Consider the following 16,747-nt stretch of genomic DNA (forward strand, 5'->3'; position numbering starts at 1 on the left):
CGGTCTCTCCCCCGCTGTGCGCCTCTGTGTCGGTGAGGCCCGATCGGTGACAGTTCAGCGAGCCGGACGGCGGGCGTCAAGATCCATTGCGGTGGCGCGGGGGTGTGGGAAGACCCACAGCTCCACAGCGGTGGAATCCGGCTCCGCGAGGCAACCTCCGCCCCCTTGGATCCGTCCTCCCGTACAGGCCCCTCGCACAGCCGCCGGGTTCCCCGAAGCGGCGGCCGTCACCCGCAACGCCCTGTCCCGACGGCCGGTGCGGCTGGTTTCCCGGCCGCGTGCGGAGCGTTGCTTGACTTGGAGAGCGCTCCAACTCGTAGCGTCGCAGACGTACGGCGACGGGTGCGGATCCGCGCCGTACGGGACGACGTTCGTGTACGCGGAAAGGCTGGGACATCACATGCAGAAGCGCAGTCTGCGGGACCTTGAGGTATCGGCCATCGGCCTCGGATGCATGGGCATGTCCGCCTTCTACGGCTCCGCCGACCGGGAGGAGGGCATCGCGACCATCCGGCGGGCCCTCGAACTGGGCGTGAACTTCCTGGACACCGCGCAGGTGTACGGCCCGCTGACCAACGAGTCGCTGGTCGGCGAGGCGATCCGGGGGCACCGCGACGAGTACGTGATCGCCACCAAGTTCAACTACCGGATGGACGACGCCGTACCGGGCGACATGAGCACGATCGGCCGGCAGGACGGTTCGGCCGAGCACGTCCGCGCGTCCATCCACGGCTCGCTGCAGCGGCTGGGCACCGACCACATCGACCTGTACTACCAGCACCGTGTCGATCCGAACGTGCCGATCGAGGAGACGGTCGGCGCGCTGGGCGAGCTGGTCGCCGAGGGCAAGGTGCGGCACATCGGGCTGAGCGAGGCGAGCGCGGAGACCATCCGGCGGGCGCACGCCGTGCACCCGATCACCGCCGTGCAGAGCGAGTACTCGCTGTGGACGCGGGACGTGGAGGCCGAGGTGCTGCCCGCGTGCCGGGAACTGGGCATCGGTTTCGTGCCGTACTCCCCGCTCGGCCGCGGCTTCCTCGCGGGCCGCTTCACCTCGCCGGAGGAGCTGGACGAGAACGACTTCCGGCGCCACAACCCGCGCTTCACCGACGCCAATCTGGAGGCGAACCTGCGCCTCGCGGCCAAGGTGAAGGAGATCGCGGCGGAGAAGGACGTGACGCCGGCCCAGCTGGCCATCGCGTGGGTGCTGGCCCAGGGCGAGGACCTGGTGCCGATCCCGGGCACGAAGCGGCGGACCTACCTGGAGCAGAACGCCGCCGCGGTCGGCATCGAGCTGACCAAGGAGGACCTGGCCCGCATCGACGCCGAGCTGCCCGCAGCGGCGGGTGAGCGGTACGACGAGGCCGGGATGCGGGCCGTCAACCGCTGAGTGCCCTGGGGGGCCGGAACGTCCGGCGGTCTTCACGGCGCCGGGGCGCGTGCCGCGTCCGCCAGGTCGAGGCCGGTCGTCTCCGGCGCCAGGAAGTGGGAGACCAGGCCGCCCACCGCCAGGACTCCGGCGCCCACCAGGAGCACGAAACGGGCGCCGTAGTGGTCGAGGCCCATCGGCAGCAGGAAGGTGCCGATGGCGGCGCCGACCCGGCTCATGGCGGTGGCGAAGCCGACGCCGGTGGCGCGCAGCGAGGTCGGGAACACCTCCAGCGGGTAGACGGCGGTCAGCACGCTGGAGGCGGCGTTGAGGAAGACGAAGAAGAGGAAGCCGCCGACGACGACCGGCGTGGACGTCGGCCACACCGCGACCAGCGCGAGCGCGGCACTCGCCCCGCTGAGCCTGGACACCGTCTGCCGTGTCGAGTTCGGCCCCGGCCGGATCGATCTGCTCCCCGGCCTGATCGCGGACACCGGTCACCGCCGCGCCGTCGTCGTCACCGACCGGGGCCTGCGGCGCGGGTGATGCGGGTGCCGCCGCCCGCGGACGGCGACTGGGCGCGCGCGGCCGTGACCGCCGTACGAGAGCTGTCCGGGGCGGCGCCCGCCCCAGTGCGGGTGCCGCCCCGGACCCGCCGCGTGGCCCGTCACCCTCGTTCCTGCCGCTCCCGCCTTCTGCGCCTGCTCACGATCACGAGGTCCAGCGCCGCGCCCAGCGCGAGGACGCCGCACACCGCCGCGAGGACGGTGAGCGGGCCGCTGCCCGGGCTGTCGCCGGGGCCGGAGCGGGACGCCCAGAGGGCGAAGCCGGCGGTCGCCGCGGCGAACACGGGCAGGAACACGGCGGACAGCAGCCGGCGCAGCCGCAGTGCGCTGCGCGCGGTGGCCGGTTCGGTGCCGGTGCGCGGGAAGCGGTGACCGAACGCACCCGGGCGTGACCGGGACTCGGGCACCGCCGTGCGTCCGTGGCGTTCGTCACGCATGGAGGCCTCCTTCCGCCGCGGGGCGTCATGCTCCGCCGCCCACCGCGTAGCCGGACTCGTGTGCGGCAAACCTGGGTCTGTGAGGAACCACACCCGTCGGCCAAATGACGTACGCGCACGGCACGTTGGCTTTCCCGGCAGCCGGCCGGCGAATGCCCTGGCGACGACTGTGCCCTCCCGTCTGCCACCATGGTCGGCGCCCTGACCGGGCGGCCCGGCCGCGCAGCGAAGCCGGCCCGACGGGTTCCGCCGGTCACTCTCACCACCCCTGGTTGCCGAGTACCCCCCTGTGTCTGCTCCCCCTGCCCTGCCCACACCCGTGCCCGTGCCCGTGCCCGCCCCCGCGGCCGCCTCGCGCTCCCCGTGGCGGTCGCTGCGCCACCGCGGCATGCGCTGGTGGTCGGTGGCGAACCTCGTCTCGAACGCCGGCACGTGGATGCAGCTCACCGTGCAGAACCTGCTCGTGCTGCACATCACGCACTCCGCCGCGGCGACCGGCCTGTCGATCTCCGTTCAGGCGGCGCCCGCGCTGTTCGTGAGCCTGCTGGGCGGCACGGCCGTGGACCGCTGGCCGCGGAAGCTGACGGTCGCGGTGAGCCAGACGCTGCTCGGCGCGGTCGCCTTCACCACGGCGCTGCTGGTGGCGTTCGACCGGATCGACATGACGGCGCTGCTGGCGCTGGCCGCCGTCACCGGCGTCATCGCCACCGTCGACGGCCCCGCCTGTGCGCTGCTCGGCAACGACCTCGTACCCCGGGAGGACGTGCCGTCGGCGATCGGCGTGGGCGCCCTCGTGCACAGCGCGGGGCGGCTGGCCGGCACCGCGCTCGCCGGTGTGGCCGTGGGCCTCCTCGGCACGGCCGCCGCGTACGCCGCCAACGGGCTGTCGTTCCTGTTCGTGGCGTCGGTCGTGCCGTTCCTGCGGCCCGTGCACGGCGCCGGGGCCGGGCCGGCCACCACGGCGCGGATGGTCCCGGCGGCCGCGGAGATGAGCATCCGGGAGGGGCTGCGGTTCTTCGTGCGCCGGCCCCGGCTGGTGGCCCTCGCCGGGATCACCGGGATCAGCTCCGTCTTCGGCCGCAACTACGGCCTCACCCTCGCGGTCCTCGTCACCGGGCCGCTCGCGGGGGGCGCCGGCTCGTTCGGCACCGTCTCCACGGTGCTGGCCGTCGGCGGCATCATCGGCGCGGTCCTCGGCGCCCGGCTGCGCAGTCCTTCGGTGCGGACCGTGGGACTGCTCGCGGCGGGCGGCGCGCTCCTCCAGGTCGTCGCGGGCCTGTCGCCCTCGCTGGCCGTCCTGATGGTGCTGGTGCTGCCCATGGCCGTGGTGGAGTCCGTCTCCGACACCGCCGGCACGGCCGTCCTGCAGACCGATCCGCCGGCGCACCTGCGCGGCCGGGTGCTCGGCGTGTGGAGCACCATCGGCACGGTGTGGGGCCTGGGCGGACCGCCCCTGCTGGGCCTGCTGATGGAGTGGGCCGGCGCCCGCGGCGCCCTGGTCACCGGCGGGCTGCTCATCGCCGGGTCGATCGGCGCAGGCCTGCTGCTCCGCCGGCGCGACGGCCTCCTGCCGCCGGTCGTGACCGCCCGGGACGGCGACGTCACCGGCCGGGAGGCACTGAGCACGGCGGCCTGACCGCCAGCGCCTCCCGAGCCCGAGCACGGCCACCTGGCCAGTGCGAAGCCACAGGGGCTGCCGCCCGACCGACAGGCCTTCCCGAGCACGAGCACGGTCACCTGGCAGGAGCGGAGCCAGCAAGGGCTCCCGCCCGACCGGCAGGCCCTCCCCAGCACAGCCACCCGGCCAGTGCGAAGCCGCCGGGACCTCCGCCCGGCCGACCGTCCACCCCGGGCACGGCCGCCTGGCCGGTGCGAAGCCCCCAAAGGCTGTCGCCCGGCCGGCAGGCCTTGGCGGGCTCGGGGCGGCGGCGCGTGGCCGATCAGCCCTCCCCGGACTCGGCCGCCCAGCCGGTGGGGGACGGAGCGTGGGCGCGGGGGGTGGCAAGCCGTCCGCAGTGCGGCCGCCGGCCGGTAGGGGCCTGGAACGTCGCGGCGCAGACGGCAGGGCGCCGGCGGTCGGCCCTGACCCGCGGCACGGCGCCCCGCGTCAGCCGCGGCGGGCAGGAGGATCCTCGACCCGGCCGGCCGGTGTGGGCGTGGGCTCACGCCTCCGTGTGCTGCTCGCGTCCCGGCAGGTGGTAGACGTGGAAGGCCTGCCCGATGACGGGCTGGGCGACGTTGCGGACCCGGATTCCGCCGCTGGTCATGCCGTGTTCGCTGCCGGCGTGGGCGTGGCCGTGCACGGCGAGGTCCGCACCGGCGGTGTCGATGGCCTCGGCGAGCAGATAGCTGCCGAGGAAGGGATAGATCTCCGGCGGCTCGCCCGCCAGGGTGTCCGGCACCGGCGAGAAGTGGGTCAGGGCGATGCGGACGTCGCAGTCCTGGTCGGCCAGCTCCTTGAGCGCGGCGTGCAGGGAGTCGGCGCACCGGCGGGTGTAGCGGACGAACTCCTTCATGAGGGGTTCGCCGAACTCCCCGGCGCAGCGTCCGACGAATCCGCCGCCGAAGCCCTTGGTTCCGGCCACTCCGATCCGTGCCTCGCCGGCGGTGACGACGGCGGCCTCGCCCTCCAGGACGTGCGCTCCGGCGTCCCGCAGGATCGCGGTGACCTCCTCCGGGCGTTCGTCGTGGTGGTCGTGGTTGCCGAGTACGGCGACGACGGGCACCCCGAGGTCCTTGATCTCCCGTGCGACGACCGCGGTCTCCTCCGGTGTGCCGTGCCGGGTGAGGTCCCCGGCGAGCAGCAGGACGTCGGCGCACCCGGGCAGCGTCTCGAACGAGGGGCGCAGGGTGCCCTGGCTCGCGGGGCTCATGTGGATGTCCCCGACGGCCGCGACGCGGATCATGTCAGGTCCTCTCCGTGGTCGGGCGAGGAGGTTCCGGCGACGAGGATGTCGCAGTGGACGGGGTGCCCCGCCAGTTCCTCGCGGGCCATGTGGCAGATCTCGTCCCGGCACTGGCCGGACGGCACGGTGCCGGTCAGCAGGACGGCCTCGCCGCGCAGCTCCACCCGTATGCCGAGTTCGCCGAGGTCCCCGGCGGCCAGGTGCTCGGCGAGGTGGGCGACGCGGTAGTCAAGGGTGCCGCCCGCCGACGGGGGCGGCGGGCTCGTGTCGGTCATGGCTGCCCCTCCTGGGGTTCGATCACGTTCAGCCGTTCGAGCAGGAAGAGGAAGGCGGCCGGCATGGGCTGGTCGCCGCAGGCCGCGCGCACCGCGTTCCAGTCGACCTTCTCGCGGACGGCACGGGCGACGGGCAGCACGGCCCCGAAGTCGCAGTAGTGCTCGGAAAAGGCGCTGATCAGGCTGTGGATCAGATCGGTCGGGGCGAGCACGGGCATCAGCACCGAGTCGACCGGCAGCACATGCGCGCGCTCGAGCATGTCCTCGGTGACGGGCTGGTGCGCGAGGGCGAAGATGATGTCGACGTTCTGTCCGCGGCAGGTGGTCTTCAGCAGCCAGTCCTCGGGCGGGGTCCGGATGGGCAGGCCGGCCTCGCGCAGGGTGGCGGCGACCGCCTCGGCGTCCTCGGGCAGCACGCAGAAATCGGCGTCGTGCTGGAGGTAACGGCTCCCGCCGTGGGCGTACACGGCCACGCTGCCGGCGAGCGCGAAGCGATGGCCCGCGCGTTTGAGCAGGGCGCCGATCTCCTTGGCGGCCTCCAGGATCGCCTGGCTGCGGTCCTGCGGCAGCTCCGGCTGGCTCCCGGACACGGCAGGGGGGTCCGGCTCCGCGGCGAGGCGGAGCTCGGTGACCTCCGGCCGCCCGGCAGGGGCGGCACCCTCCCCGTTGTGCGTCATGGTGTCTCCGTTTCGCGGCCCGGCTCCCGGATCGGCCGGTTCTGATCCGGGGAGTCGTACGGGTACCCGGCGCGACCGCACCGACACCGCGCACGGGGAGCGTCACTCGCATGCCCGGTGCGCCCCCCGCGGCCGGGCCGGTGGCGGTCGGCACACGCGCAGCTGCTGCTCGCGGCCGTGCCCACCGTGCTGACCACAGGCATGCCCATCGTGCTGGTCACGGTCGTGGACATCGTCCTGGTCACGCTCGTGGACAGCGTGCTGATGACGGTCGTGGACATGCAGACCACACCCGGTGCGCACTCCCCTGGTGCGGATCTTTCGCCGGGCCGCGGAGCACGGGCAGGTGCCGCCCGCGGTGCGGTCACGGCCGCCGTGTTCAACTGCCTTTGCGCCAATGTTCAGTTGCCCGGGTGGCCCTCGGGCACGGCCGTTGTGAGAATCTCCGGGCCCCGACAGGGAGGTTCCCATGTCCGTACGACACCTGCTCGCCGGCCTGGCCCTGGTGCCGGCGCTGATCTTCCCGGCCGCCGCCCAGGCCGCGCCCGGCGGCGGGCACCCGGCCCGCTTCGACCTCCAGGCGCACCGCGGCGGTCTCGGCATGACGACCGAGGAGTCGCTGGAGGGCTTCGGCAAGGCGATGCGGCTCGGGGTGTCCACACTGGAGCTGGACACCCAGATCACGAAGGACCTGAAGGTCGTCGTCAACCACGACCGGCAGATCAGCGGCGTCAAGTGCGAGGACACCGGTCCGGTGACGCCCGGCGACCCGCTGTATCCCTATGTCGGCAAATACATCAAGGACCTGACGCTGGCCCAGATCAAGACACTGGACTGCGGCTACCAGCAGCTTCCCGGATTTCCCGAGCAGGAGGTCGTCAAGGGCTTCCGGATGGCGGAGCTGAAGGACGTGCTGGACCTGGTCAAGCGCTACCACGCCTGGGGCGTGAAGCTGAACATCGAGACCAAGGTCGAGGCGGGGGCGCCGGAGCAGACCGCGCCGCGGGAGGTGTTCGTGCGGCGGGTGTACGAGGAGATCCACCGCTCGGGCATCGAACGGCAGGTCACCATCGAGTCGTTCGACTGGGGCGCGCTGAAGGTGATGCACCGTCTCGCGCCGAGGTGGCCGCTGGTCGCGCTGACCAACTACGACTTCCTCGAGGTCGGCCGGCCCGGCGCCTCCCCGTGGCTCGGCGGGATCGACGCCGACGACTACGGCGGTGACTTCGTGAAGGCCGCCGCCACCGTTCCGGGCGTGACCACCCTCTCCCCCAACTACGGCTTCCCCCAGACCGGCAAGGTCGGCGACCCGGGCTTCCGCTTCTACTCGGACGCGGCGATGGTCGCCGAGGCGCACGCCCGCGGGCTGAAGGTGGTCCCGTGGACCTGTGACGACCCGGCGACCGTGGAGGCGCTGATGGACATGGGCGTCGACGGCGTCATCACCGACTACCCGGACCGCGTACGGCAGATCATGGCCGGCCGCGGGATGCCGCTGCCCCGGTCCTACGCCCCGCACGGGCGCCCCTGACCGGCACGGCGGGCGTGAGCCCCGCCCCGAGTGGGGCGGGGCGGGACCGCACGCCCCCGGTCAGCGGACCTGCTTGAGGTCGGTGATCTTCAGGGTCTTCAGGTCGGACTGCACGTCGATCCGGCTGACCTCGGCATGCGCGCCGTCGCTCCAGGTAAGGGTGACCCGGCTGGTGGCGTGCCCCGCGCCGGAGCCGGTGTAGGCGACCTTCCACTTCACGGGCACGTTCTGCGCGAACAGGATGCCGTCGGCGTGCTCCTTCTTCTCGAAGGCGGCGACCCTCTTCTGCGCGGCGGCGGAGAGGTAGAAGGCGCGCAGCGCCTTGGCGGCGTCGCCGGCGGACTTGTCGTCGACGGACCAGACGGCGTCGATGTAGGCGCCGTAGAAGTCGGCCACGTGCTGGGAGACGTTGCGCGGGTCGCCCTGGGCGGAGGACACGGCGGCGGCGCGGGTGGTCCGGTCCGCCCCGGCGCCCGCGAGGGCGGGCGTCACGGCGGCCAGGGTCAGGCCGCCGGTGAGGGCCACGGCGGTGATCAGGGTGGTGCGGTTGCGGACGGACATACGTCTCATTCCCCCGTTTTCTGTACGACCGGGCTGATCCCGGCCGTCGGCGGACCTTAAGACCTCAATTCCCTTGCCGTGGTTCCGCTTTCCCCTGCCTTTTTCCCCTTCCGTTCGCCGAACACGAGACAGCCGGACGGTTGCGCCGGATTCCGGTCGGGTTTCCGCGCTCTTTCGGTCATTCGGCGCCGGACGCCCGGCGGCCCGCCGTCTCCTCGACGAGCCGGGCGAGGTTGTCGAGGGCCATCCGGGCGCCGCGTTCGTTGTCCTCGCGGGGGACGGCGTCGGGGACGCCCTCGTGCAGGATCTCCACGTCCGTGCCGCCGTCGCCGGCCGCGGTGAGCCGGGTCGTCATGGTCATGGTGCCGCGCACGGCGTCGTCGCCGGTCTCGAACTCCAGCACCTCCACCACCAGCGCGCCGGGCACAAGCCGGGCGAAGTGACCGCGGTAGGTGTCCGTGGCCCCGCCCGACTTGCCGGTGGCGGATGCGTCGTCGTAGGTGAGGGAGACCCGGAAGGCGCCGCCCTCCCGGAGGTCGAAGGTGTGCACGCGGGCGGTCATGCCGGCCGGGACGCGCCAGGCGGCGATCGCGTCGGCGTCGGTCAGGACCTGGTACACGGCGTGCGGAGGCGCCTGGATCCGCCGGGAGACTCGGGTGGCGTACATGGGCTCACGCTAGCGGGCGGCGAGCGGTCCGTCCCGCCGTGCGAAGGGGTCGGGGCCGGGGTCCGGGAGGTGGGTCGGACCCCGGCCCCGGGTCCGGCGGGGCCGTCGGGCGGCCGCGCGGGGGGGCCGGCCCGTCAGGGTTTGCGGGCGACCGCGCCGTACATCGCGATGTCCTCGTCCCGGATGCCGGCCTCGCCGGTGCCGTCGGGGTGCCACTTGTGCACCTGGACGATGCCCGGCTCGACCAGTTCGAGCCCCTCGAAGAACTCGTGGGCCTCCTCAAGGGTGCGCAGCCGCATCGGCATGTTCCGGGCCGCGTACTCGCGGGCGACCCGGCCGACCTCCTCGGGCGCGAAATCGGCGGTGCCGATGGACATCGCGAGATAGCTGCCGGAGGCCAGCGGCTCCAGCAGCCGCCGTACGACGCCGACCGCGTCGTCCTCGTCCAGCATGAAGTGGACGATCGCGATGACGGTCAGGGCGACGGGCCGGCTCAGGTCGAGGGTCTCGCGCAGCTCGGGGGCGCCGAGGATGGCCGCCGGGTCACGGAAGTCGGCCTCCAGGTACGCCGTCCGGCCCTCGGGCGCGCTGGCCAGCAGGCCCTGGGAGAGGGTGAGCACGATCGGGTCGTTGTCGACGTAGACGACCCGCGACTCGGGGGCCACGGCCTGCGCGATCTCGTGCAGGTTGGGGGAGGTCGGGATGCCCGTGCCGATGTCCAGGAACTGGCGCATACCCGCCTCCTCGGCGAGCCAGCGCACGGCGCGGTTCATCCAGTCGCGGTTGGCGCGCATGTGGACCGGGAGCGCGGGCCATTCGCGGGCCATGGCGTCGCCGGCCTCCTTGTCGGCGGGGTAGTAGTCCTTGCCGCCGAGGATGTAGTCGTAGATGCGCGCCGAGTGGGCGTTCTCGGTGTCGATGCGGTCGGCCGGCCATCCGTTGTCGGGCAACGCCGTGTCTCCCATTCGGGTCGGGGGTGGGGGCTTGCGTACGAACTGGTGGGTCACAGCTCCTTGCGGATCGCGCCGAGCAGGGCCTCGGTCCTCCGGGCGGGCGCGGCCTGGGCGCCGAGCCGGTCCAGCGCCTCCCGGTAGACCACGACGTCGTCGGCCTTGTCGAGGTAGACGGCCCCGACCAGGCCGCTGAGGTACACGATGTCGGGCAGTTCGCGGGCCCGGAACCGGAAGAGGTGGCAGGCGCCCGCCCGCAGCGCCGGGTGCGGGCCGTTGGCGAACGGCATGATCTGCACGGTGACATGGGCCAGCCGGCTGACCTCGATCAGATGGTCGATCTGCGCCCGCATCACCGCGGCGCCGCCGACCGGCCAGCGCAGCACGGTCTCGTCCATCACCACCCACACCCGCGGCGGCGCCGGACGGGTCAGCAGCTCCTGGCGGCGCATGCGCAGCGCGACCCGGCGTTCGGTGGCCTCGGCGGAGGCGTGCGGGCTGTCCGCGCCGAGCAGGGCGCGGGCGTAGTCCTCGGTCTGCAGCAGGCCGTGCACGAACTGGTTCTCGTACGCGCGGATCTGCAACGCGGCCTGTTCCAGGCTGAGATACGCGGCGAACCAGTCGGGCATCACATCGCGGTAGGTGTGCCACCAGCCGCGTTTGTTGGCCTCGCGCACGGACTTCAGGAAGGTGTCGATCTCGTCCTGGTCGGTGACGCCGTACACCTGGAGCAGCTTCTCGGCGTCCGCGAGTCTGAGCCGGGCCACCTTGGCGGCCTCCATGCGGCGGATCGTGGAGTGGCTGACCCCGATGGCGGCGCCCGCCTCGGCGTAGCTGAGGCCGGCCCGGGTGCGCAGTTCCTCCAGCTGCCGGCCGAGGATCATGCGCAGCACGGAGGGGGCGCCGCCCCAGTCGGTCTCCGCGGTCACGCCCCCACCCCCCTCGACAGGTCACAGGACACGGTCGCACACGATCGCTTCCCCGGCCCCTTCGATCACGTTCCGGCCCGAAGCAGCATGCACTTCGCTGCCTGCAAATTTCAACTTGCAGGTTGCGGAGGGTTCTTGGCGGGTGCCACAGTGGACGAACTGCTCCGGTCGGCCCAAGGAGCAGGCGGCCCGGCCGGGTTGGGGGAGACCTCGGCCGCACCAGGCCTCGTCGGGAGGCGGTGCGTCGTCTGCTGCGCGAGCGGCCGGCCCGACACCGGACACCCCCCGCACGAGGCCGGACGAAAGGCGCACGGCGATGGCTCCGCCCTCCCTCCCTCGACCCCTGCCCCACCCGGCCGAGCCCCCCGGCTCCGCCGAACCGCCGCCGGCCCCGTTACCCCTGCCGGCGTTCCCACGCCCGCACCGGCTACCGGTCCCCGCGGACGGCCCGCCCGCTCCCCCGGATTCCGCACCACCCCGGCCCGGGGCCCGTCCCGGCGGCGCAGACACCGCGGACCCTCCGCATCCGCCCGCTGCCCGGCCGGTCCGGGCTGCGGCTCCCGTGGTCCGGCCGGGCGCCGCTCCGGGCGGCACGGGCCCGGAGCACGAGGCCGCGGACGAGTCAGGCCCAGGAGTACGGCCGGCGGGCCCCGAGGACCGACCTCACCGGTACGCAGGAGCGGCGGACACGCCCGACCGGTGCGGGGACACCGCTCAGGGACCACACCGGTACGCAGGAGACCGGGACGCGCCCGACCGGTGCGCAGACACCGCTCAAGAACCACACCAGTGCACGAGAGACGGGTACACGCCCGACCAGTGCGCAGACACCGCTCAAGGACCACACCAGTGCACGAGAGACGGGTACACGCCCGACCAGTGCGCAGACACCGCTCAAGGACCACACCCGCGCACGGGAGCGGCGGACGCGGCGGGCCGGACTGGGGCCGGCGGCGAGGACATGCCGCGCTCCGGTGCGGACGCCGTGTGGCAGCCGTGCGGGCCGTCGGTCCCGGCCGGTGTCCTGATACCGCCCGGAGGCGAGCACCTCGGTCGGCTCGCTGGGCCCGTCGGCGCCGGCCGACCCGCCTCCGGGCCCGCGCCGCGCCGCTCCGCCGCGTTCGACCTGCCGGCCCGCCCGGCGGCCGTCGGCACCGCCCGACGGGTCGTCCGCGACCTGCTGACCGCCTGGGACGTGCCGGAAGGCGCCCGGGACGACGCGGTTCTGGTGACCTCCGAGCTGGTCACGAACGCCCTCGTGCACGCGGCCGGTACGCGGATCGCCTGCCGACTGCGCCGTACGGCGGACCGGCTACGCATCGAGGTCGAGGACCAGGCAGGCGGCCCGGTGCTGCCGGCGGTGCGCCACCCCGGCCCGGAGGACCAGCACGGGCGGGGGCTGTTCCTGGTCGACACGCTCAGCCGCGACTGGGGCGTGAGCCCGGTCGGCGGCCGGCCCGGCGGAATCGTCTGGGCGGAGCTCCCCACCGGCCCCGGCTGACACGGCCCCCCACCGACTGCCGGACCGTCCCCACCAGTCCGAACTAGTCCGAAGGATCCCCATGCACCACATCACCCCCACCCCCGCACCGGCCGCCGACCCCTCCTGGACCCGCACCCACCCCAAGCCCGGCTCCGAGGAACAGGACGGCTGACAGGCGCGCTCCCCCGGCACCGGCCGCCAAGCCCCCTGCCCGCCGGAACCCCGCAACGGACCGGACTCACCCACGACCGACCGGCATCCGGGCGCCGATCCCGGCCCCACCCCGCCCCACCCCGCACCACTCCTCTCCCCTCCCCCCTCTCCGGCCGAAAACGCCCCTCACCACACCCCGGCCGGCTCCCGGACCCGGGTAGATTCGCCGGCGGTGCGGGTGGTCCGCATCCGGCCGGGGCACGGAGTCCGTGGCCGCCGGGCGTCGGCTGCGTCGGGGGTGTGCATGGGCTGGTCGGTGATCCGCCGGAGGCGGGCCGCGCCGGCCGTGCTGCCCGTGCCCGGGCGGTGCGGGCCCGAGGCCGGCCGGCATGTCCTGGCCACCGAACGCCTGCTGCTGTTCACGCCCCGCATCCGACTGGACGTGGCGGCGGCGCTCGCCGCCTGCGCCGACGCCGAGGCGCAGCGCTGGCTCGGCACCCAGGCGGACGAGGTCCTGCCCGACCCCGGCGTCCGCAGGGCCCTGCTGGCCTGGCGGCCGGCCGGTGAGGACGGGCGCCGGGTGCCCCGGAAGCTGGCCCGGCCGTATGTGCCCGGCCCGGACGACCCCCTGCTGCTCGTCTGTGTCCGCAGGTCGGACCTCTGCTATGCGGGCGCCCTCGAACTGGAGCCGCGCACGGGCGAGATGGGCGGCTGGCTGGCACCGGCCTGCCGCGGCCAGGGCCTGGGCGCGGAGCTGTTCCGCGCGGGCGCGGCCCTCGCGCACGCCCATGCCGGGCTGGCCACGGTACGGGCCGGCGCCGAGCCCGGGAACACCGCGAGCCGGCGGGCCCTGGCCCGGGCCGGTTTCGTGCGGGCCGAGGGGCCGCCCCGGCACACCCTGCCCGACGGCCGCGTGGTCGAGACCGTCTGGCACCGGCACGACAGCCCGGCCGCCTCCCGCTGCCGCTGACCCCCCACCCGTCCGAGCCCTTGTTGGAGAGCCGACGTGACAGACACCGGATTCAGCCCGGAGCGGATCGACACCGGCAAGCCGCATCCCGCGCGGATGTACGACTGGTTCCTGGACGGCAAGGACCACTACCCCGTCGACGCCGAGGCCGCGAACAAGGTGCTGGAGCTGTTCCCGGACGTCAAGGACACGGCCTGGGCGAACCGCGAGTTCATGAACCGGGCCGTCCGTTTCGTCGCCCGCGAGGGGGTCGACCAGTTCCTGGACGTGGGCACCGGGATCCCCACCGAGCCGAACCTGCACCAGATCGCGCAGGAGGTCACACCGAGCGCCCGGGTGGTGTACGCCGACAACGACCCGATCGTGCTGCGGCACGCCGAAGCCCTGCTGCAGGGCACGCCCGAGGGTCGTACCTCCTATCTGCACGCCGATGTCCGCGAGCCGGAGCGGATCGTCGCGTACGCGCGCGAGCATCTGGACCTCACCCGGCCGGTGGGCCTGTCACTGATCGCGCTGCTGCCGTTCGTCGCCGACGAGGAGGATCCGTACGGCGTCGTACGGGCCCTCACGGAGCCGCTGGCGTCCGGCAGTTGGCTGATGCTCTCGCATGTCGGCGCCGAGTTCGACCCGGAGGTGTGGGAGCGCATCGCCGCCGTGTACCGCTCCGGCGGCACCCGGGTCCGGGCGCGCTCGCACGCCGAGGTGCGCCGGTTCTTCGCCGGCCTGGAGCTGTGCGAGCCGGGTGTCGTACCGGCGACGCGGTGGCGCCCCGAGCCGGGGATGCGGGTCGGTCACGAGCAGCCGGTGTACGTCGGGGTGGCCCGCAAGCCGTGAGGGCGCGGGCCGCGTCGGCCGGAACCGGCGGCTCGGCGTGCGGCCGCAGCAGTGCGTCGGCGGGGACCGGCCGCCCGGTCCGCGGCTGCCGTGTGCCGACCGAGGCCGTCGGCGCTGAAGGCGGAAGACCTCGGCCGGCCGGGCGCCGCCTCCCCCGTGCTCGCGCTCACGCGCCGGGCATCAGCCCCGCCGCGATGGTGGCCCCGAGTTCCCAGCACGCCTCCGTGTCGGCTTTGCCGGGCTCGCCGGTGACGGTGACCGGGTTCGCCGCACGGCGCCAGCCGAGGCCGGTGGTGACGGCCTCGATGGCGCGGACGGCGCCGGTGACGTCGTTGCCGCCGTGCACGTAGTAGCCGAACGGGCGGCCCCGGGTCTCGTCCAGGCAGGGGTAGTAGACCTGGTCGAAGAAGTGCTTCAGCGCGCCGGACATGTACCCCAGGTTCGCCGGTGTGCCGAGCAGATAGCCGTCGGCCTCCAGGACGTCGGAGGCGGTCGCGGACAGGGCCGCGCGGCGGACGACGCCGACGCCCTCGATCTCCGGCGCGGTGGCGCCGGCGACGGCGGCCTCGAACAGGGCCTGGCAGTTGGGCGACGGGGTGTGATGGACGATCAGCAAGGTAGCCACACCCGCACCCTGCCGTGCCGCCGCCGTACCCCGCAAACGGCGGGCGTGGCGGGCGGTGCCGCCGGGTAGGGAGTGTGCACGCGAGAACGGGAGGGGATGCCGTGACAGGGGCGGGTGCACGCGAGTCCGGCCTCCGCCCTCCGCCGCCGGCCGGCTACCGGTGCCGGCCCGCGACCGGTGCCGACGTGGACGCCATCCACGGCCTGGTCGCCGCGTACGAGCGCGCGCTGCACGGCCGCGTCACGACCGGCGCCGACCGCATCGCCGCCGAGCTGACCCTGCCCGGCGTACGGCCGGAGCACGACACGCTGCTCGTGCACGCCGACGGCGGAGCCGTGGCCGGCTACGGCTGGGTGAAGGGGCGGCGTGCCCGGGTCGTCGTGCACCCCGGGCACCGGGGCCGCGGCCTCGGCGGCGCCCTGCTCGCCTGGACCGAGGCGCGGGCCCGGCAGGCGGGCGGCGACCGGCTCGCGCAGACCGTCGCCGACGCCGATCACGCCGCGACCGCGCTGCTGCGGGCCGGCGGATACTCCCGGATGGTCACCGAGTGGCTGCTGGAGATCGCGCTGCCCGGCGAACCCGAGGTGCCCGATCCCCCGGAGGGCATCGCCGTACGGCCGTTCCGGCCCGGCGACGAGCAGGCCGCGTACCGGCTCACCGAGGACGCGTTCGACGAGTGGCAGCGGCGGCGCAAGAGCTACCCGGAATGGGCGCGGCACACCGTCGAGCGCGCCGCGTTCCTGCCGGCGGCGTCACCGCTGGCCTTCGCCGGCGACCAGCTGGTGGGGGCGGTGCTGTCGCTGGACGCCCCCGGCCGTGACGAGGGCTACGTCGAACGGGTCGCGGTACGGCGCGACCAGCGCGACCGGGGCATCGCCCGCCTGCTGCTGCATGAGGCGTTCCGCACCTTCCACCGCCTCGGCAGGCCTGTCTGCACCCTGTGGACCCACTCCGGCACCGGCGCCCTCCCGCTGTACGAGCGCCTGGGCATGACGGTCCGGCGCAGTTCCACGGTCTACGGCAAGGCCCTCACCACCGGCTGACCGGACCGTGCGGATGTCCCCGCGGCGTCGTCCGTGCCCTCGGTTACAGTTGCGCCCCTGAACAGGAGGGGGCAGGACGTGCGGGTCGGAGTGGGGTTCGCGGGGCGGGGAGCGGCTGTGGCGGTGGCGCTCGCCACGCTGCTCGGCGGGTGCGCGGGGTCGGCGGCCGACGACGGGAAGGGCGCGGCCGGCGCGACCCCGTCCGACACGAGCGAAGCCGAGTCGGCGGCGGTGAGGGGCGGTTCGGTCGGCGCGGCCGGCTCGGACTGCGCGCTGCCCGTCCGTTTCGACGTGGCGGCGCACTGGAAGGCCAGGGCGATCGACGCCGGGGCGGAGCAGTCGAAGGCGTCGAAGGGCTCCGGCGACGACCCGAGCGCCGCCGTCGCCGACTCCCTGCTGCACCAGGGCCCGGTCACCGCGGCCTGCGAGATCGACGCCAAGCCGGCGGGGCACATCGGGTTCCTGCGCGTGTGGACCGGCAAGGCGGGCACCCCCGGTCCGGGCACGGTGCTGCGGCAGTTCGTCGCCGCCGAGGACGGCGCCGGCAAGGCGGCGTACCGCTCCGTCAGGACCGGCGGCGGCCTGAAGGGCGTGGAGGTGGAGTACCTCTGCACCAGCAAGCTCCTGGGCGAGACGAAGAAGGAGACGGCGCTGGCCGTCGGCACACCCGACGGCCCGGTCGTCCTGCACCTCGGCGGCATGGACACCGAGGAGCACGAGGCGATGCGGCCGGCGTACGAACTGGCCAAGCGCACCCTCCGGTTGGGCTGA

General features: G+C 74.2%; 19 protein-coding genes. 9 read left to right on the forward strand and 10 right to left on the reverse strand.

Going from position 1 to position 16,747, the window contains the following annotated elements; all coding sequences use genetic code 11:
• Positions 1 to 400: 400 nt before the first annotated feature.
• Entirely contained in the window at positions 401 to 1,390 is a 990-nt protein-coding gene (locus tag OG956_RS02510; RefSeq protein WP_330336263.1) for an aldo/keto reductase, read from the forward strand.
• 32 nt (positions 1,391 to 1,422) lie between these two features.
• Here OG956_RS02510 and OG956_RS02515 read toward each other — a convergent pair whose 3' ends face one another.
• Positions 1,423 to 1,755 (reverse strand): MFS transporter, encoded by a 333-nt coding sequence (locus OG956_RS02515; protein ID WP_330336264.1) that lies wholly within the window; start codon positions 1,753 to 1,755, stop codon positions 1,423 to 1,425.
• On the opposite strand from OG956_RS02515, the gene OG956_RS02520 reads away from it, so the two are divergent.
• Positions 1,739 to 1,915: a hypothetical protein gene (locus OG956_RS02520; protein ID WP_330336265.1), complete on the forward strand. Its 177-nt coding sequence runs from the start codon at positions 1,739 to 1,741 to the stop codon at positions 1,913 to 1,915. The genes OG956_RS02515 and OG956_RS02520 overlap by 17 nt on opposite strands.
• Before the next feature lie 121 nt (positions 1,916 to 2,036).
• On the opposite strand, the gene OG956_RS02525 is transcribed toward OG956_RS02520, so the two are convergent.
• On the reverse strand, positions 2,037 to 2,372 hold the full coding sequence (locus tag OG956_RS02525) for a DUF6343 family protein (protein ID WP_330336266.1): 336 nt from the start codon (positions 2,370 to 2,372) through the stop codon (positions 2,037 to 2,039).
• Between the two features lie 388 nt (positions 2,373 to 2,760).
• On the opposite strand from OG956_RS02525, the gene OG956_RS02530 reads away from it, so the two are divergent.
• The gene (locus OG956_RS02530; RefSeq protein ID WP_443065662.1) at positions 2,761 to 4,008 is read left to right on the forward strand and encodes an MFS transporter; all 1,248 of its coding nucleotides are present in this window, start codon (positions 2,761 to 2,763) and stop codon (positions 4,006 to 4,008) included.
• A gap of 526 nt (positions 4,009 to 4,534) precedes the next feature.
• On the opposite strand, the gene OG956_RS02535 is transcribed toward OG956_RS02530, so the two are convergent.
• From OG956_RS02535 to OG956_RS02545, 3 genes are read right to left on the reverse strand one after another with little or no spacing between them, the layout of a single operon-like run.
• The gene (locus OG956_RS02535) at positions 4,535 to 5,278 is read right to left on the reverse strand and encodes a metallophosphoesterase family protein (RefSeq protein ID WP_330336267.1); all 744 of its coding nucleotides are present in this window, start codon (positions 5,276 to 5,278) and stop codon (positions 4,535 to 4,537) included.
• The gene (locus OG956_RS02540; protein ID WP_330336268.1) at positions 5,275 to 5,553 is read right to left on the reverse strand and encodes a BON domain-containing protein; all 279 of its coding nucleotides are present in this window, start codon (positions 5,551 to 5,553) and stop codon (positions 5,275 to 5,277) included. Before OG956_RS02540 ends, OG956_RS02535 begins: the two co-directional genes overlap by 4 nt.
• Positions 5,550 to 6,230 carry a hypothetical protein gene (locus OG956_RS02545; protein WP_330336269.1) on the reverse strand — a complete coding sequence of 227 codons (681 nt, stop codon included), beginning with the start codon at positions 6,228 to 6,230 and terminating at the stop codon, positions 5,550 to 5,552. Before OG956_RS02545 ends, OG956_RS02540 begins: the two co-directional genes overlap by 4 nt.
• A gap of 469 nt (positions 6,231 to 6,699) precedes the next feature.
• Here OG956_RS02545 and OG956_RS02550 point away from each other — a divergent pair, with 469 nt between their 5' ends.
• Complete coding sequence (locus OG956_RS02550) at positions 6,700 to 7,761, forward strand: glycerophosphodiester phosphodiesterase family protein (protein WP_330336270.1); 1,062 nt, start codon at positions 6,700 to 6,702, stop codon at positions 7,759 to 7,761.
• 60 nt (positions 7,762 to 7,821) lie between these two features.
• On the opposite strand, the gene OG956_RS02555 is transcribed toward OG956_RS02550, so the two are convergent.
• From OG956_RS02555 to OG956_RS02570, 4 genes are all read right to left on the reverse strand, one after another.
• Positions 7,822 to 8,322, reverse strand: coding sequence for a hypothetical protein (locus OG956_RS02555; RefSeq protein WP_330336271.1), 501 nt, complete (start codon positions 8,320 to 8,322; stop codon positions 7,822 to 7,824).
• Between the two features lie 178 nt (positions 8,323 to 8,500).
• On the reverse strand, positions 8,501 to 8,989 hold the full coding sequence (locus OG956_RS02560) for an SRPBCC domain-containing protein (RefSeq protein WP_330336272.1): 489 nt from the start codon (positions 8,987 to 8,989) through the stop codon (positions 8,501 to 8,503).
• Positions 8,990 to 9,123: 134 nt separating this feature from the next.
• Positions 9,124 to 9,939, reverse strand: a complete 816-nt coding sequence (locus tag OG956_RS02565) for an SAM-dependent methyltransferase (RefSeq protein ID WP_330336273.1) — start codon at positions 9,937 to 9,939, stop codon at positions 9,124 to 9,126.
• 53 nt (positions 9,940 to 9,992) lie between these two features.
• Positions 9,993 to 10,868 carry a helix-turn-helix domain-containing protein gene (locus tag OG956_RS02570; RefSeq protein WP_330336274.1) on the reverse strand — a complete coding sequence of 292 codons (876 nt, stop codon included), beginning with the start codon at positions 10,866 to 10,868 and terminating at the stop codon, positions 9,993 to 9,995.
• 961 nt (positions 10,869 to 11,829) lie between these two features.
• Between OG956_RS02570 and OG956_RS02575 the strand changes: the two genes are divergently transcribed.
• The 3 genes from OG956_RS02575 (at position 11,830) to OG956_RS02585 (ending at position 14,308) form a co-directional block, all read left to right on the forward strand.
• A complete protein-coding gene (locus OG956_RS02575; RefSeq protein ID WP_330336275.1) occupies positions 11,830 to 12,369 on the forward strand; it encodes an ATP-binding protein in 540 nt (179 codons plus the stop codon).
• Between the two features lie 439 nt (positions 12,370 to 12,808).
• Positions 12,809 to 13,474 (forward strand): GNAT family N-acetyltransferase, encoded by a 666-nt coding sequence (locus tag OG956_RS02580; RefSeq protein ID WP_330336276.1) that lies wholly within the window; start codon positions 12,809 to 12,811, stop codon positions 13,472 to 13,474.
• Between the two features lie 36 nt (positions 13,475 to 13,510).
• Positions 13,511 to 14,308: an SAM-dependent methyltransferase gene (locus OG956_RS02585; RefSeq protein WP_330336277.1), complete on the forward strand. Its 798-nt coding sequence runs from the start codon at positions 13,511 to 13,513 to the stop codon at positions 14,306 to 14,308.
• Between the two features lie 166 nt (positions 14,309 to 14,474).
• Here OG956_RS02585 and OG956_RS02590 read toward each other — a convergent pair whose 3' ends face one another.
• Positions 14,475 to 14,969, reverse strand: coding sequence for a flavodoxin family protein (locus OG956_RS02590; RefSeq protein ID WP_443065519.1), 495 nt, complete (start codon positions 14,967 to 14,969; stop codon positions 14,475 to 14,477).
• Between the two features lie 149 nt (positions 14,970 to 15,118).
• On the opposite strand from OG956_RS02590, the gene OG956_RS02595 reads away from it, so the two are divergent.
• Both OG956_RS02595 and OG956_RS02600 read left to right on the forward strand, forming a co-directional pair.
• A complete protein-coding gene (locus OG956_RS02595) occupies positions 15,119 to 15,976 on the forward strand; it encodes a GNAT family N-acetyltransferase (protein ID WP_330336279.1) in 858 nt (285 codons plus the stop codon).
• 78 nt (positions 15,977 to 16,054) lie between these two features.
• Positions 16,055 to 16,747: a lipoprotein gene (locus tag OG956_RS02600; RefSeq protein WP_330336280.1), complete on the forward strand. Its 693-nt coding sequence runs from the start codon at positions 16,055 to 16,057 to the stop codon at positions 16,745 to 16,747.

Origin of the sequence: Streptomyces sp. NBC_00557 (assembly GCF_036345995.1) — a bacterium.
Lineage (GTDB): Bacteria > Actinomycetota > Actinomycetes > Streptomycetales > Streptomycetaceae > Streptomyces.